This is a genomic window from Microcoleus sp. FACHB-SPT15, from assembly GCF_014849525.1.
Lineage (GTDB): Bacteria > Cyanobacteriota > Cyanobacteriia > Cyanobacteriales > Coleofasciculaceae > Symplocastrum > Symplocastrum torsivum.
This window is the reverse complement of record NZ_JACJNU010000015.1, coordinates 1-14,810: the sequence shown is the minus strand read 5'-3', so window position 1 is coordinate 14,810 and position 14,810 is coordinate 1. Positions and strand designations below refer to the sequence as shown.

Annotated in this window: 15 protein-coding genes, 4 tRNA genes and 1 rRNA gene; 9 read left to right on the top strand and 11 right to left on the bottom strand. The window is 44.4% G+C overall.

Going from position 1 to position 14,810, the window contains the following annotated elements:
* The first annotated feature begins 330 nt into the window (after positions 1 to 330).
* The 3 genes from H6F98_RS05580 (at position 331) to H6F98_RS05570 (ending at position 562) form a co-directional block, all read left to right on the top strand.
* Positions 331 to 402, top strand: a tRNA-Gly gene (locus H6F98_RS05580).
* 5 nt (positions 403 to 407) lie between these two features.
* Positions 408 to 483 (top strand) — tRNA-Val (locus H6F98_RS05575).
* A 5-nt stretch (positions 484 to 488) separates the two neighbouring features.
* A tRNA-Arg gene (locus tag H6F98_RS05570) sits at positions 489 to 562 on the top strand.
* Here the strand turns inward: H6F98_RS05570 and H6F98_RS05565 are convergent.
* Both H6F98_RS05565 and H6F98_RS05560 read right to left on the bottom strand, forming a co-directional pair.
* Positions 563 to 1,855, bottom strand: coding sequence for an ABC transporter transmembrane domain-containing protein (locus H6F98_RS05565; protein WP_192217681.1), 1,293 nt, complete (start codon positions 1,853 to 1,855; stop codon positions 563 to 565).
* Between the two features lie 181 nt (positions 1,856 to 2,036).
* Positions 2,037 to 2,528 carry a hypothetical protein gene (locus H6F98_RS05560; protein WP_192217680.1) on the bottom strand — a complete coding sequence of 164 codons (492 nt, stop codon included), beginning with the start codon at positions 2,526 to 2,528 and terminating at the stop codon, positions 2,037 to 2,039.
* A gap of 164 nt (positions 2,529 to 2,692) precedes the next feature.
* On the opposite strand from H6F98_RS05560, the gene H6F98_RS05555 reads away from it, so the two are divergent.
* A tRNA-Asn gene (locus H6F98_RS05555) sits at positions 2,693 to 2,764 on the top strand.
* 281 nt (positions 2,765 to 3,045) lie between these two features.
* Complete coding sequence (locus H6F98_RS05550) at positions 3,046 to 4,134, top strand: hypothetical protein (RefSeq protein WP_192217679.1); 1,089 nt, start codon at positions 3,046 to 3,048, stop codon at positions 4,132 to 4,134.
* A 40-nt stretch (positions 4,135 to 4,174) separates the two neighbouring features.
* On the opposite strand, the gene H6F98_RS05545 is transcribed toward H6F98_RS05550, so the two are convergent.
* Positions 4,175 to 4,981 carry a pentapeptide repeat-containing protein gene (locus H6F98_RS05545; protein WP_192217678.1) on the bottom strand — a complete coding sequence of 269 codons (807 nt, stop codon included), beginning with the start codon at positions 4,979 to 4,981 and terminating at the stop codon, positions 4,175 to 4,177.
* Positions 4,982 to 5,127: 146 nt separating this feature from the next.
* Positions 5,128 to 5,769 (bottom strand): hypothetical protein, encoded by a 642-nt coding sequence (locus tag H6F98_RS05540; RefSeq protein WP_192217677.1) that lies wholly within the window; start codon positions 5,767 to 5,769, stop codon positions 5,128 to 5,130.
* A gap of 212 nt (positions 5,770 to 5,981) precedes the next feature.
* On the opposite strand from H6F98_RS05540, the gene H6F98_RS05535 reads away from it, so the two are divergent.
* The 3 genes from H6F98_RS05535 to H6F98_RS05525 all read left to right on the top strand — a co-directional run bounded on the left by H6F98_RS05535 (position 5,982) and on the right by H6F98_RS05525 (position 7,841).
* Positions 5,982 to 6,710, top strand: a complete 729-nt coding sequence (locus H6F98_RS05535; RefSeq protein ID WP_192217676.1) for an AIM24 family protein — start codon at positions 5,982 to 5,984, stop codon at positions 6,708 to 6,710.
* A gap of 91 nt (positions 6,711 to 6,801) precedes the next feature.
* Positions 6,802 to 7,005, top strand: coding sequence for an RNA-binding S4 domain-containing protein (locus H6F98_RS05530; protein WP_192217675.1), 204 nt, complete (start codon positions 6,802 to 6,804; stop codon positions 7,003 to 7,005).
* Between the two features lie 62 nt (positions 7,006 to 7,067).
* Complete coding sequence (locus H6F98_RS05525; protein ID WP_192217674.1) at positions 7,068 to 7,841, top strand: DUF1350 family protein; 774 nt, start codon at positions 7,068 to 7,070, stop codon at positions 7,839 to 7,841.
* An 88-nt stretch (positions 7,842 to 7,929) separates the two neighbouring features.
* On the opposite strand, the gene H6F98_RS05520 is transcribed toward H6F98_RS05525, so the two are convergent.
* From H6F98_RS05520 to glyQ, 7 genes are all read right to left on the bottom strand, one after another.
* The gene (locus H6F98_RS05520) at positions 7,930 to 8,475 is read right to left on the bottom strand and encodes a Dps family protein (protein ID WP_192217673.1); all 546 of its coding nucleotides are present in this window, start codon (positions 8,473 to 8,475) and stop codon (positions 7,930 to 7,932) included.
* 125 nt (positions 8,476 to 8,600) lie between these two features.
* The gene (grpE, locus tag H6F98_RS05515) at positions 8,601 to 9,266 is read right to left on the bottom strand and encodes a nucleotide exchange factor GrpE (protein ID WP_192217672.1); all 666 of its coding nucleotides are present in this window, start codon (positions 9,264 to 9,266) and stop codon (positions 8,601 to 8,603) included.
* Positions 9,267 to 9,473: 207 nt separating this feature from the next.
* A complete protein-coding gene (locus H6F98_RS05510; protein WP_192217671.1) occupies positions 9,474 to 9,968 on the bottom strand; it encodes a Dps family protein in 495 nt (164 codons plus the stop codon).
* 210 nt (positions 9,969 to 10,178) lie between these two features.
* Complete coding sequence (locus tag H6F98_RS05505) at positions 10,179 to 10,442, bottom strand: ParB N-terminal domain-containing protein (RefSeq protein WP_192217670.1); 264 nt, start codon at positions 10,440 to 10,442, stop codon at positions 10,179 to 10,181.
* Between the two features lie 77 nt (positions 10,443 to 10,519).
* Positions 10,520 to 12,883 (bottom strand): ComEC/Rec2 family competence protein, encoded by a 2,364-nt coding sequence (locus tag H6F98_RS05500; RefSeq protein ID WP_192217669.1) that lies wholly within the window; start codon positions 12,881 to 12,883, stop codon positions 10,520 to 10,522.
* The gene (locus tag H6F98_RS05495) at positions 12,883 to 13,362 is read right to left on the bottom strand and encodes a DUF4079 domain-containing protein (protein ID WP_192217668.1); all 480 of its coding nucleotides are present in this window, start codon (positions 13,360 to 13,362) and stop codon (positions 12,883 to 12,885) included. Before H6F98_RS05495 ends, H6F98_RS05500 begins: the two co-directional genes overlap by 1 nt.
* Positions 13,363 to 13,502: 140 nt before the next feature.
* On the bottom strand, positions 13,503 to 14,378 hold the full coding sequence (gene glyQ / locus H6F98_RS05490; RefSeq protein ID WP_192217667.1) for a glycine--tRNA ligase subunit alpha: 876 nt from the start codon (positions 14,376 to 14,378) through the stop codon (positions 13,503 to 13,505).
* A 320-nt stretch (positions 14,379 to 14,698) separates the two neighbouring features.
* Between glyQ and H6F98_RS05485 the strand changes: the two genes are divergently transcribed.
* Positions 14,699 to 14,810, top strand: a 16S ribosomal RNA gene (locus H6F98_RS05485); the annotation flags it as partial.

Below are 14,810 nucleotides of genomic sequence, written 5' to 3'. Positions count from 1 at the left end.
ACAGCAACACAGCTAGTTGACCGTAGCTTAATCCCTTTCGGTTGCCATGTGGTGGTGGTACTTCTTGGTTGATTAGCGCCTCAATCTGCATCTGGCTTAACCATTTGATCACTACTGGCACATCATCCACTCGTTCTGAACTTGTTCCCTTCAGTCTCCGCCCCCTGAAGCATCTGCCAAATCGTGCAATTGCTTAGTCAGACTACACTTGAGGCTGGTTATTTGGCTACTGGGTCATCCAAATGACCGAACGGTGAGGTGTAACGGTAGCATCTGAGCCTTCCAAGCTTTAGGTATGAGTTCAAGCCTCGTTATCCGCTCTTTCAAAATGCGGGTGTGATGTAGTGGTTAGCATCTGAGTCTGCCAGTCTCAGCGCATGGGTTCAAATCCCATCATCCGCTCTTGTAGTCCTGTAGCTCAGTTGGGAGAGCGCCTCTCTTACAAAGAGGATGTCACAGGTTCAAGCCCTGTCAGGACTACCAATTATGGGAGTGTAACTCAACTGGATAGAGTACCAATCTTCTAAATTGGCTGCTGTAGGTTCAAGTCCTACCACTCCTGTTAAAAACAAGATAAAAGGAGGTTGTCTTCTTCTGCCTGGTGAACGATTGCCAAACGTTTCCGATACGCAGTGATATCCAGATTACAAATGTCTAAACCATCCATTAAGATGCAACCTTGATTCGGTTCAAAGTACCGGAACAAGAGTTTAACCAGCGTAGACTTCCCAGAACCCGATCGCCCAACCAAAGCCACAGTTTGATAAGGTTCAATTAAAAGCTGAACATCCTGTAAAACAGGTCGTCTGGAGTCATAGCTGAAATTCAGATGAGAAAATTCAACTTTGCCTGTAAATTGATAGGATTTTGCCGTATCTGTTGAATCCAGGACAATGCCAGCAGCATCCCTACCAACTGGCTGCTCCATAAACTCATGAAAGTGCAGTATCGAAGCATAACGACGAGCAAAGACTTCAGCAAGCTGACTAATGGGTTCTAACTCCGCATAAGCCATGCTAGAGATAGTCAACGTCGTAACAAAGTGTCCCAAGGAAATATGTCCTTGTATCGTTGCCAGCAGAGTAAGAGCAAGTAAGCCAAAAACACAAATCTGGATGACTGTTTTTTGCCAGGTGTTTAACTTGATGTAACCCAAGTGGATGCTGTACAAGACTACCTTCAATTCACGGTCTAAACGTTGTCGCTGTCGTTTCAGTTCCGCTGCTTCGGTTGCAAAGGCTTTAACCGTTTTAACGTTAGTGATAATTTCCGAAGTACGACTTTCTGTATTTTCTTGATGTCTATCTAATTTTGATTCTTTGGCGATTAGTGCCTTTAGATCTTTTAGACTAAAGCCTAAGATCAGCACAAATGAAATTAGAAATAAAACAGCGATGCGCCATTCGATGAACCAGATAATCACAAAGATGCCAAGCACTCGCCCCAGTTTAGGAATGAGTTGCCCAGCGATTTCTGGATAAGTCCAGGTATGATTGGCAACACCTCTAGCTACTCGTCCAGCAATCCGTCCAGGGTTGTTTTCATCGTAAAATTCCACAGGTAAAGTGAGGATTTTTTCGAGAGCTTTTTGGGAATGATCACGACGGGCGCGAAGTGCGATAGCCCAATGAAACCAAGTACTCAACCAGACTTGAATAGGCGCTCTAACAACGGTAACAAGGAAAATTATTCCCAGTAGTACTGCGAGTGAGATAAATTGATTTGGGCGATTTTGGGTAATGGCTGCAATACTCTTCACGAGGTTTTGCAATGGTTTATCCAGAGGTTGACTAGACAAGACATTGAGAATTTGCCCAATTACATAAGGTACAACTAAATCAATAATAATAAGCACTACTAGTCAGGAAAACAAAAAAGCTGATGGCTGATAGCTGACCGTTAACTGCTATGGAGCTAACTGCTTAGGTCTGAAAATGAGTAGAGCCGCTTGTAATACAGGAGTAATTGTCATAGGACGTTAACCTTCTCTGACATTTAACCTGCATCTTGAGGTAATCCCTTCAAGGCGGATTAGCTTAGTTATGAATTCGTAAGTTTAAGACATAGCGACCTAACTGCAGTTTTTCTGACCATAGCTCATACTCCAGTTGCAGATTTTGAGGTAGGGGATAACCCTCTAGCTTCAAACTCCGAGTATAATTTCGTAAACGTAATGACTCAAATCCCTGAAGCGAGTCACCTTGCAGCCAATAGCGGCTGATGCCGTAAGTTCCTCGCTCCCACAGGTGACGATAACTCAATTTACCGTTTTCCTGCATTGTCATAATCACCCGGTATGGTGAGATTTCTAGCCATAGGAGTCGGAACGTTGGCTGATGTGGCTGGCTTGTATCATCAGCTGTCGTTGGTTCTGGCTCCCAATCAGGAAGGGTTGGCTCTCTCAACAACAGGTGAAACCGTTCCTTGTCTTTTTGGTACAGCGTTGCAGCCGTTTCCACGCTAGACCAAATTGGCAGGTCAATAGATACCAGAGAAAGACAAACAGGCCTGCGGTGATGGGTCAGCATGGAATTTCTAGAAGGGAAAAGGACAAAGATAACCTAGCTCTACCTTCATATTAGAATTAGCCAGGGGGTGGCAACAGTATTTTCACTAAAATTTGCCAATGTACTTGCCAAACGGTGCTCTTTGTCGGTAATATTATTAATCGTGACAAACGTTAGCTACTCAATCCTCAGTAGCTCAGTGGTAGAGCGGTCGGCTGTTAACCGATTGGTCGCAAGTTCGAATCTTGCCTGGGGAGTTTACACAAAAATATAGCTTTTGCAGAGACAGTACCTGTGCGCCAGAATGTTGGCATGGTAAGCTTTTTGATTGTTTTGCTTCTCCTTGCAAGTGAGGAAGGCAAGATGGGTAAGGCTGTGGATACTGGGACATGAGTCCAGCACCTAAAACAGTACGTGCGATCGCGTTTCGTAAATAATTTTACAAAATGTTACTCAAGTGCCGAGATCTAACCACTGTTCTTGTAGTTGATCGCAATAAGGCTTGGCTCAAGGCTCTAAAGTGCAGAAGCGGTGAACAATGGCTGAAAAATTTTCAGGAAAAGTTCTTTTTGCTAATGGCTTCCCGGCTCAAAGCGTTCTTGTTCGTGTTTTCGATAAGGATGAACCGGGGAAGGGTGATGATGATTTAACCGTTGACCCTGGTCGTTCAAACAGTCAAGGGAAATTTACGGTTCACTTTGAACCCTCTCGCTATCTTGACTACAACACCATTAGCACCCAAGAACCGCATAACCCACCTTGGGACTGGACACTGACGACTCGTACACGACGCATTCCTGATATTACAGATATCTATTTACCGTACTTAGAATTCCGCTATACCTTCAATGGTCGCCGTTGTGTGCATACAGCTTTCATGGTGCCATTCCAAAGTGAGTTCCGCTTACCGGAAATTCCTGCCTTTGACTTCAAACCGTCTGTACATGGGTTCAAATTCATCAACAACTTTTCTGGCTATGCACTGCCTTTTTCGATTCCAAATTTGCCAAATTTATCAACCGTTGAAAGTGACTATGGTCTTTGCGGTGGGATGTCTTGTGCTGCTTATGACTTTCTCCTAGCAGGTCGGAGTATTCCTTCACAAACTACTGTGCCAGCAAAAGGTTCAGTATTGAATCAATATCTCTATCGACGGCAAATCGACACTTACGGGGCGTTCGGCGAGTACGTTGCTAAGTTCGCTCAGTGGATGGTATTACCAGACGATACCGTCCTTGGTACTCAAAAGCGTACCTATGATGAATTTGAGGAAATTCGTGCCAAGTTAGATGATGGAAATGCAGTTGTCTTGGGACTTGTTTATGTTAGCGGAAGTAATACGTTAGAAATTTGGAACAATCACCAGGTTTTGGCATACGGCTACTCTGAAGTCTCAGCTACCACAATTGATATAAATATCTATGACCCAAACTATCCCCAACGAGATGATGTCATTATTCAGGTTGAAAGAGTACCTGTAGGAACTACTTTTGTTCCTGGCGTTCCTCCCCGAAAGAAAACCGTTTTGGGTTTTAAGTGTACACAACTGATGTCCAAGGGCAGCAAAGACTTACGAGGGTTTTTCGCAATTCCTTATGTGCCAGTAGTACCTCCAGCAGAACTTTAGGTTGTAGTTTTTATACAACGCACAGTTTTACCGTTGACCGCTAATCGTGGGTTGTGCCATCAGGCATAATTGCCCCTTGGAGATTAGCATGGTGCAGATTCGCTTTACTAAGGTTCGCGCCTCTAAGATTAGTCCCTCGACAGTCAGCGCCTTGCAAGTTCGCTTTACTGAGGTTCGTCCATCTGAAATCAGCCCTTTTGAGATCAGCCTCGCTTAGGTTAGCCCCCAACATGTATGCGCGACTAAGGTGAGCCTCGCTTAGATTAGCGTTGTGGAGGTCAGCCATGTAAAGGTAAGCACCAATCAGTTCAGCTTCGTAGAGGTTGGCGTAGCTGAGATCAGCATGGCTGAGGTTTGCGTCCATAAGATCAGACTCACTAAGATTAATCCTGCTTAGCTTTGCTGCGCCCAGATCAGCTCCTTTGAGGTTAGCCTTTCTGAGACTGGCACCAACTAGATTAGCGCCTCTGAGGTCAGCCCCAAACAGATTAGCGCCTCTGAGATCGGCTCCGATCACGTTTGCTTCAGTGAGGTCAGCACCTCTAAGGTCAGCGTTGTGGAGGTTCGCATCAATCAAGGACACCTCACGGAGATTAGCTTCAATTAGGGCAGCATTCGGAAGCTCAGCATTGCTAAGGTTTGCGTGGCTGAGGTTTGCTGTAATTAGTCGAGCCTTGGATAAATCAGCTTTTCGCAAATTCGCGCCGCAGAGGTTTGCCCCTCTAAGATTTGCGCCTCTAAGGTCAGCTTCACTTAAGTCTGGTGCTATTTGATCGTTTCTCGTTCTCCACTCAATCCATCTCACTGCACCCTTCTCAAGTAGCGCAAGATGCTCCAGGTTTGCCATCAACTAAGTCTCCCTTGCTGAAGAAAAGTAGTGCCAACTAAAAACTTTAACCGAATGACCGCACGTTAAGGCGCAATTACCTTAATGGACGCGATCGCGTAGATCAACTGATGTAGCCTATTTTCAACACTCAAGGGATTTGTTACCTATTCGTTACGCATAGCAGCCGGATTCTCACGACCTGCCACGCTTTCAATTGCCCCTAATGCCGCTCTAGAACCTGCGAGAATATCCCGTTCTGCACCACCTAGGTAGAGGCGTCCGAAGCTGCCAACCGCTTGAACCTGCAAGATGTTAATCATTGCCGCCTTCTCTGCCTCATTGGCAGCGAGAGCAGCATAAGCGGCTGGCTCGACTTCCAATACATAAAGTGTTTGCCCTGCTAGAATCATCTGTCCACGGCGGGTACGATTAATTAATTGTGTTTGGTGAGCATCAATATTGCGGATAATCTGGCTAGAAATGACACGCGGTTTGAGACAATCCTGTTGGCGAACTCCTAGCGCGTCCAAAATTGCCTTCCCTGCTGCCCGCGTCTCTCCTTGTTGGCTGGAATGAACTTCTAAAAGCCCGTAAAGTCGTTCGACAACCAGCACCCCTGGACGGACTGAGGTAGATTTTAGGGCAACATCCGTAATTCGGTTAATTTCGATACCTGGTGAGATTTCCACCCACAACGATGTATCTCCTGGCAATGGCAAGAACCCCAGCGCCACCGTCCCCATGTATGCCGCGTGCTGAGGTTGCAAGCTATCGAGAAATACATAACTGCGTAGTTCTATACCCAAGGTTTTTTCTCCATATAGTGGGTAAAAATATGAAACATCTAGGCCTTTTGCTTACTCCATGTATTTATAGTTGTCACTTGTAGAATTCAGATTTCACCTCACTGTAGCGGAAAAGGGATACTCACTATTCGATAATCTGTTACACTTTTAACTTGCTAAAAATCCATAGTAAAAGTTTTAATGTATTTAATGTAAAACTAGGGGTAAAAACGATGAAATATCAAGTTAAAGTTTTGGAGCCTACAGATTTATGGTACTTACAAAATAATATCAATAAAGAGACCAATAGGTTTTATCACCCAACCAAAAATATTCCCTTTGTTCAGCAAGTCGAGATTTACCTAGATAATTCTGGAGTAATAATCCAGAAAGGCATGTTGTATAGCTGTGTTGGTCGGTTGAATTATGGAGTTTATAAAACCGATAACCGTTTGAAAGATATGTGGGTATCTTTGATGACAGAAATGGACTATAACGCTCCGGTCTATCAAGGCACTGGTACAATTCACTTAGAACCCAGACAAAAAGGAAATTTTCTGCATTACACACTCATTGAGCTATCCGATTCAGATCAATGGGAGTTTGATGATGGTATATTCCAGTTTTGTTCTGATAATGTGGTTATAGGTACAAAACGCTTAAAATTCCGGCAAGTAGCTGGTTCTAATGACGGAAGATGGAGAATTGTGCTTAGAGCTTTATCTGGGCAGACATCTAAAGCTGTAGTAGGTACAACTGCACCAGCCAGGATTATTGAAATAAAGAAAGGTGAAACCCTAATGGCTGATTATGATATGGTCAAAGGGTTTACAAATGGAATTGAAGAAGAGTATCGGAAATTAGGACATTTTGGGAAAGGAGGTGGAGAAGGTTATGTTTGGTTTTATGGAGGAGAAGGCAAACTATTAGTATCAGAAATGAATGGTATGAGTCTTGGCTAAATTCTCTTTTTAGGACTTATTTATATCAATAGTGAGCTGTTGCGTTAAGCAATAGCTAAGTATAGTATTATTCACCAAAAAATAAGTATTTATGATGATAAATGACCAAAATATTAAGCTAGATCAATTTTTGAAATGGGTCGGTGCTGCTTCTACAGGTGGTGAAGCGAAATTAATGATTCAAGGTGGTGAAGTGAAAGTCAACGGTAGTACAGAGACTAGACGTTCAAGGAAATTGGTAGAAGGAGATTCCGTAATGGTCAAAGACAAAATTTATAAGGTTGAGTTGAACTAACCGAAAACGAAAGCTAAAAGAATTTATACAATAAACAGATAGATTAACTACCTAAGCATTGAATGGACTGGCAAGAAGTATCTGGTTGCTGGGTTTTAATTCCTCCGCGTCCCAGCGCAATTATACATTTCCTGGGTGGCGCTTTCGTTGCTGCTGCCCCCCAAGTGACCTATCGCTGGTTACTTGAACAACTAGGGCGTCAGGGCTATGCAATAATTGCAACGCCATTCGTGAATACGTTGGATCATGCCGCGATCGCACGCGACGTTCTCAACCGATTTGAGACAACCTTAGAGCGGCTACAAACAACAAATGTTTTACGCAAACGGTATATGCCTATCTATGGTCTTGGACATAGTATGGGCTGCAAACTACATCTGTTGATCGGTAGCCTATTCAAAGTCGAACGTGCTGGTAATATCTTGATTTCCTTCAACAATTACCCTGCAACTCGCGCAATTCCTTTTATTGAACAGTTGAATATCAATCCTGCATTCAACGTTGAGTTTAGACCATCACCCCTAGAAACTAACGAGCTTATTGCCCAGCGCTACCAAGTTCGTCGTAATTTGCTAATTAAATTTACTAACGATGACATCGACCAAACTTCTAGCTTGACCCAAGTTTTACAAGAACGCTTCCCCAATATGGTTGTCATCCAGACACTAAATGGCAGCCATGTTACGCCATTGGGACAAGATGTTAACTGGCGGACGGGTTCAGTCTTTACTCCTTTTGATGCTGTTGGTCAGTGGATGAAGCAAGAAGTGTATCGCGACCTCCATCAGCTCAAGCGGGAAGTTATTCGCTGGCTAGAACCCTTCCAGTCTACCTAACAGGCAACTTTTAATAAGTACCAATCTGTATCAGTACCTATAGCAAAAAGAGGTGGGAAATCCCCACCTCCTAAGTAATATCTTTTAACTAATTACTTGTTTCAACAGGAACTTTGAGACCTTGTGAAGATAAGCTGCCGTCTGGAGAAATCGATTGACCTTCAATAAAGGAGCGCAACATCCAAGCCATCTCCTCGTGCCCTTCCATGAGTCCAGTTAGAAAGTCAGCAGTGCCTTCATCGTGATACTTGTCAGAACACTGATCAATGTGGTCACGTAGATTACGGATGATTTGCTCGTGATCCGAGACTAGGTTTTCTACCATGCCGTTAGCATTAGGAAGAGTACCAGGATCTTCCTTAATCGAAGCATATTTCAGGAACCCTTCAGCGGTACCAACAGGATAACCACCTAAGGAACGAATTCGCTCAGCCGCTGAATCGATAGTTTCTGTCAAGGTTGTGTAGTGCTCTTCCCACAGTTGATGCAAAGAGCGGAACTGGGGTCCAACAACATCCCAGTGGTACTTCTTTGTTTTGATTAATAGCAGATACATATCTGCTAAATCATGATTCAACAAGTCGGTCACGCCTTGGCGCTGTTCTTCTGATAAACCTATATTTATAGGACGCATAAATCGTTCTCCACACTTTGAGACTATAGTTATTGCAACAAATCTATACAGAAAGACCATCAGTCAAATGGGAGATCATTAGGTCAGCCATTAGGACGAACCGTTGAGTAGGCTGAACAAGGAAATCAGACTTGGCTAGCATCGACAACTGGACTAACTTTGGCGCGGTATAGTAGTTTCTCTTGCCAACGGTAACCCGTATACCGAACTCTAACGATTTCTCCGAATTTAGCTGTCCCCTCCATCAGTTGATGCCATTGTGGATCATAAGGTAGTTCAGATCCAACGGAAGCGATCGCTTCTACTCCCCACTCTTGTAACAACTGTTCCATTGGTCGAACTAAAGGCACTAATCTAACGGCTGGTAACTGGGGATTTTGTTGTGCCGCATGAGCCGCTGTTGGCCATTGTAGAAGCCAAGATTCCAACGTTTGTAAACTCGACTGCTGGAACTCCTGCCTTAAAGCTTCTTGCTGTTGCTCTGACTTTGCTTGTAGGCGTTGATATTCTTGCCTCAATGCCTCCACTTCATCCCCAGTGAACTGAGAAGCAGGGGCAGTAGACTCTAATGAAAAAGTTGCCAGCAATTCGCTTGCCGATACCTGCAAGGCTTGAGAAAGCTTTAACAAAGTTTCTACTCGAATCTGCGAGACCTCTCCACTGCGTAAACGCCTCAGTTGCTTTTCTGAAACCCCCGCACTTCGGCTAAGTTGCCTGTAACTGGAAAAACCCAGCCGTTGCATCAATTGTTGCAATAGCTGGGTATAGTCTTGCTTTGAAGAGAGAGTCATGTGTTCCACACCCATTTGTCTAGCTAAGTACCAGTTGGAAGGAAATACTAAACCATTTAACAGCTTAGAATAACGTGATGTGTAGCCTTTCACTCTAACCTTTTCCCTAGCTCTTCACCTTGTAGGGAAGAGGGGTGAGGCTTAGGTTTTTTCAAAGCTGCACGTCACGTTAGAATAACTAACCTTCGCAACTTTAGATGCTAGGTTTTACTGGGCATTGAGAATACTACGCAGCATCCACGCAGTCTTTTCATGGACACGCAACCGACCAGTCAACAAGTCAGCAGTGGATTCGTCTTTCCCGCGTTCAGTAGCAGGAAATACTGAACGCGCTGTCCTCGCTACAGCTTCATTGCCTTCTACAAGTAAACGCACCATTTCTTCAGCCGAGGGAACTTCACTAGTTTCTGGAATTGAACTTAATTCTGCAAAGGCACTGTAAGAGCCAGGAGCAAACACGCCAAGCGCTCTGATTCTTTCAGCAATATCATCAACAGCAATTGCTAGCTCTGTATATTGTTGCTCAAACATCAGATGCAGCGAATTAAATTGAGGCCCAGTAACGTTCCAGTGGAAGTAGTGAGTTTTCAGATACAACGAGTAAGTATCGGCAAGAACGCGAGAAAGTCCGTCAGCAATTTCTTTTCGGCTTTCTTCTTCAATGCCGATATCTACTGGTAAGTTTTTGTCTTGAGTTTGCATTGTTGTCTCCTAATTCAGAAATTTTTTATCCAGTAGCTACTTACAGCTCTCTCGATATTGAGTAAGTCGCAATCTGTTTTGAGCTTGAGTTACACTCGTCATCGTACTTGATAGGGAAGATTTGGAGAGAAGTTTTCCTCATCCTTATACCAACCACTCGACTCGATTGAGTATGAGTTGAAGTGGTGCATGGCAATAACTCGTCAGTGATTAAGCCAAGTGCCTCTGTAGAACTGAGCGAGGCGCTTTGCGAACGCGGCAACGAATTGTTTCTTTGCCTAGGCGTTTGTGAGCCTCAAATCTATGGCAACCTGAAAAGCCATAATACTGCCCATCCACTTCCAGAACATCAATGGGTTCGCGCAACCCCTCCTCTTTAATTGACTCCATTAGAGCGGTTACCTTGTTTTGATCATTCTCTCGCGGTAGGGGGCGGCGAATTTCCCGCAGAGGAATTTCTCTTATATCTACCATGTTGCGAGTTGCTACCTCAATTCCTTACTTCTAAATCATACTCATTACGAGTTCGTTTTGCAATACTTGTTGACTGACTAAAGTAGCGATGCATCATTATTGGTTGCCTCCAAGGTTGTTTCAAAACCACCGTTGGGTGTCCACTGGATGGCTCCATCACGCCCCGTCCAGTAGAGAGGAATCTTTGCTTTTCGTAGTAGCTGCGCTGTGTCTAGGTCTACTGTCTTAGATGATGAGGCGATCGCGAATTTCGGCTGTAGAACCGCTAATAAGTCTGGGATTAAAGGTTCTCCAGTCCATAACAGCACTTGAATCTGACGGAGATTGTTGGTTTTTGCTAACTGCTTTTGTATATCCGGCTGAACTTCTCCCAAAAGCAACCACATTTGCTCTTGAATTTTCAGTTGTAATACTGCAGGTTGAGCATTAATCAATTCAATTGGTGTAGAGCCAACAGACAGAGTTTGACCGACTGACACTGACTGGTAGTCACCTTGTTGGGATTGGACGGCATTGGCGATCGCAGAGGAAGATGCAATTGCATCCTTCCCTTGGGTGTTGGCTGACGCTGGCAACGAATCAGCACTGTCGTAAAATTCCTTTACAGGTAAGCTTTCCAGCATTTGGAGCCAACCACTTCTAAGACGAGGTTGTGAATCGAGAGCAATCGCCCAATCAATTTGATTCACACCCTGCTTCTGCAAAAAAGGCAGCACCGTAAAACGTGCAGTATCCTCTTCTCCACTATTAAGCAATGTGACTTGTCCATGATCTTGAATTATCAAAACCTGCTCTTGAGCTGCGGCTAGCACTGTTACTCGATACTGAGCAGCTTTTGTCTGCCAAAGAGGGAAGGCAATCAACGATAGAGCTACTAAAACAACCATCCACCAGTGGCGTTGCAACTTCTTTCTCGTGGAGCTTATCCCAATCAACCCGTAGATTAGCAGCAACGGCAACAGTGAAATTGTGCCAACGGCTACCGAGCTTCCGGGTAACCTATTAAAAAATCCCACCAACGCCATCAATAACTGAGTTGGATAGTTAAGCAACCAAGCAAGTGCGCTTCCTATGACTGGGGAGATTAGTGCAGCTAGGGCACTGATGATACCACCAAGACTGATGAGAGCGATTAATGGTGCACAAATGATATTTGCTGCTGTGCTGTAGGGTGCCACCATGCCAAAGACATGCAATTGTAGAGGTAATGTCCATAACGCCGCAGCAAGGGGAATTGTAATTAAGGACGTGATCGCAGGTGGTAGCCAGTCTAGTCGCTTTGTTAGTGGTGGTACAGTGACTAGCAATCCCAAAGTTGCCAAAAAGCTTAACTGAAATCCCAAATCCCAAATCCAAAGTGGATTGAAAATCAGCAACCCTGTTGCTGCAACTAGCAATGAGCCTAATGGCTTCACCTTCCGTTGTGTTACCAACGCAAGCAAGGCTCCAAAACCCATAATTGCGGCTCGCAGCACCGAGGCTTGTAACCCTGTTAAAGCGACAAAAATTCCTAAAGCAATCGTTCCAAAAGCTAACTGCGCTTTCACCGAAAGACGTTTAGTTAGAACCAGTACGAAACCTAAAATCAGAGAAGTTTGAGTTCCAGAAGCGGCTAAAGTATGAGCCAATCCACTTTTAATAAATTGATCCCGGATGTCGTAGGGTATGTCCACTGCTCGACTTCCTAAAACCATGGAACTCACAAGCGCTCCGGCTGGACTACCAAGCCACAGTACTTGTGAACGAAGAATTCGCTGCTGCAAGACCCAGCGACCCCAGCGACGTGCTTGCTGTTCCTCTGATTCACTAACTTGACGTCCGCTAAAACCAGCAAAGGTGCCTTCTCTTGCCAAATAAGCCCTAAAGTCAAAATCACCAGGGTTTGAGGCTGGCTTAGGTTTGTATAGAACACCAGTGACAGCTATGTTTTGACCAGGATAAATACCAGTCGCCTGAAGTAGGGGTACCGTAACATAAAGCTTACCCGTCACTCCCTTACTAGTAACACCTGCCTGATTGCTGCTTTCAACCTCATTCAATTGCTTTACTTCTAACCAGAATTGTCCTTTTGAAGAACGTGTAAGGCGAGGGAGATTCTGAACTATGCCTTGAACCGTGACAACTTGCTCTTGGACTGTGCCATTAGTTGAACGAACAAACTGGCTAATGTCATTCGATGTTGGTTGTAGCACTCGTGCTTGAAAATAAAGAGGTGCTATGGCTCCAACTAATCCAGCAGCTAGCCACAGCCTTGGTTTGGGTCCTGTTCGCCAAAATCGAGGTATAGCGATCGCCCCCACTATCCCCAATACAAATATCCCTAAAATTAGTACACCTAGCTCTTGCCAGGAAACAGAGCGAGTTGCTAAGTCTAGACTTGCTGTCAACAGCAAACCACAAATATAAGCCAAACTCAGTAGAACACCACTAGCAGGATTCATTAGATTGCTAAACCCAGCTTGAACCCCAGTACAGCATGAAGGAACAGTAAACAAAGTGCTGTACTTCCCAAGTAGGCGTGAACAGTACGCAGTAAAGCTCTGTTACCACCAAAGCCAGTGAACGAGATAATGCCATTAGCGGCTAATAAAATCAGTACAATTGAACCAGTCCAAAAGTGGGGACTTTCCAAAACGGCTTCATGCTGCATCACTAGCGATAAAACTCCACCGATGTATCCCAAAGCTACAAAAATAAACATCCAAGGAGCAAGCTTACGGTGATCAGCTCGACTTTTCATTGCCAATGTTGAATCAGCTATCACCCGTCCGCGCCATCCTGCTAAACCAATAAAACTACCCATTACAAAGACTACAATTGCCATCATCAATGGGTGCCCCCAATGCACAATGGGATCAGGAATTCCTAAACTCCGAAATTGATTGGCAATTGGTTCTAGTAGCTGACTGATATTTGCCATTAGTTTTTAAAGCTCCTTCCATGTCAGTTTTGCTGTCTGTTCAGTTATCTCTCTGCTAAGTTAATCAAGCCACTCGATGAAGTAAAGATTTTCCAGTGGCAACAGTCGCACTTTTAGCTAAACTGGCGGTTCTTATATTTTTAAACAGTGACTTTCTCTAGGGGAAATCCTAAACTTTGCCGTTGCTGTAGGTAAAGCTGAGCTACTTGTCTTGCCAGGTGACGGATTTTGCCAATGTAACGTGTCCGCTCTGTGACCGAAATAACACCTCTAGCATCAAGCAGATTGAAAGTATGAGAACATTTCAACACGTAGTCAAGTGTAGGTAGAACAAGCCCTTTTTTGCTAAGTTGCTCTGCCTCCTGCTCATAGAGTTCAAATAGGGTAAACAACAAATCCGGATTGGAAGCCTCAAAATTATAGGTACACTGCTCTATTTCTCCCTGAAGGTGAACATCCCCATAGCTAATCTGGTCATTCCAGCGAATTTTAGGGAAAGCATCGACTTCCTGAAGATACATTACTAGTCGTTCGAGACCATAAGTAATTTCAATGGAGACGGGACGACAGTCAATACCGCCGCACTGTTGGAAATATGTAAATTGGGTAATTTCCATCCCGTCTAACCATACTTCCCAACCAACACCCCAAGCACCCAGTGTTGGAGCTTCCCAATTATCCTCGACAAACCGAATGTCATGGTCTTCAGGACGAATACCCAACGCCTTAAGGGAGTCTAAATAAATCTCCTGAATATTCTCTGGCGAAGGCTTAATCAAAACTTGGTACTGATAGTAGTGCTGGTAACGATTAGGATTTTCGCCATAACGTCCATCTGTTGGTCGTCGGCATGGTTCAACATAAGCTACAGACCAAGGCTCAGACCCGATCGCTCTCAAAAACGTATGGGGACTCATAGTGCCCGCGCCTTTCTCTGTGTCGTAAGGCTGTGCAATTAAGCAACCGCGATCGCCCCAGAACTGATGCAGCGTAGCTATCACTGCCTGAAAATTCATAGAAACCTCCACAAATGCCTGAAACCCATAATCCATTTTTGCGTAAATGCATCCGTAAAACGGGATTTAGGGCATTACCAAAAAAGATCATCCAAGGGGTTGACACTTGAAGAATGAGGATATAAATTGGTAGATGCGCTTGAGACAGGCAACTGCTCCCAAAGCGCCCCGAACCTAGACAAATCAATAGTTTGAAAGCACTAGACTAAATTAACCTCGTCAAAGAAACTCAAGGTTGAACCAGGCATTGGACAACCGAATCTAAACAGAGGAACCGAAACGTTAAAATCTTCGTTTCGGAGCCGGAACTAACTTAACTCAAAATGGAGAGTTTGATCCTGGCTCAGGATGAACGCTGGCGGTCTGCTTAACACATGCAAGTCGAACGGGTTCTTTAGGGAACTAGTGGCGGACGGGTGAGTAACGCGTGAG

Excerpts from the sequence above, each read along its gene's own strand:
- H6F98_RS05560 (WP_192217680.1), bottom strand. The coding sequence starts at position 2,528 with ATGCTGACCCATCACCGCAGGCCTGTTTGTCTTTCTCTGGTATCTATT.
- H6F98_RS05550 (WP_192217679.1), top strand. The coding sequence starts at position 3,046 with ATGGCTGAAAAATTTTCAGGAAAAGTTCTTTTTGCTAATGGCTTCCCG.
- H6F98_RS05545 (WP_192217678.1), bottom strand. The coding sequence starts at position 4,981 with ATGGCAAACCTGGAGCATCTTGCGCTACTTGAGAAGGGTGCAGTGAGA.
- H6F98_RS05535 (WP_192217676.1), top strand. The coding sequence starts at position 5,982 with ATGAAATATCAAGTTAAAGTTTTGGAGCCTACAGATTTATGGTACTTA.
- H6F98_RS05530 (WP_192217675.1), top strand. The coding sequence starts at position 6,802 with ATGATGATAAATGACCAAAATATTAAGCTAGATCAATTTTTGAAATGG.
- H6F98_RS05525 (WP_192217674.1), top strand. The coding sequence starts at position 7,068 with ATGGACTGGCAAGAAGTATCTGGTTGCTGGGTTTTAATTCCTCCGCGT.
- H6F98_RS05520 (WP_192217673.1), bottom strand. The coding sequence starts at position 8,475 with ATGCGTCCTATAAATATAGGTTTATCAGAAGAACAGCGCCAAGGCGTG.
- grpE (WP_192217672.1), bottom strand. The coding sequence starts at position 9,266 with ATGACTCTCTCTTCAAAGCAAGACTATACCCAGCTATTGCAACAATTG.
- H6F98_RS05510 (WP_192217671.1), bottom strand. The coding sequence starts at position 9,968 with ATGCAAACTCAAGACAAAAACTTACCAGTAGATATCGGCATTGAAGAA.
- H6F98_RS05505 (WP_192217670.1), bottom strand. The coding sequence starts at position 10,442 with ATGGTAGATATAAGAGAAATTCCTCTGCGGGAAATTCGCCGCCCCCTA.
- H6F98_RS05500 (WP_192217669.1), bottom strand. The coding sequence starts at position 12,883 with ATGAATCCTGCTAGTGGTGTTCTACTGAGTTTGGCTTATATTTGTGGT.
- H6F98_RS05495 (WP_192217668.1), bottom strand. The coding sequence starts at position 13,362 with ATGGCAAATATCAGTCAGCTACTAGAACCAATTGCCAATCAATTTCGG.
- glyQ (WP_192217667.1), bottom strand. The coding sequence starts at position 14,378 with ATGAATTTTCAGGCAGTGATAGCTACGCTGCATCAGTTCTGGGGCGAT.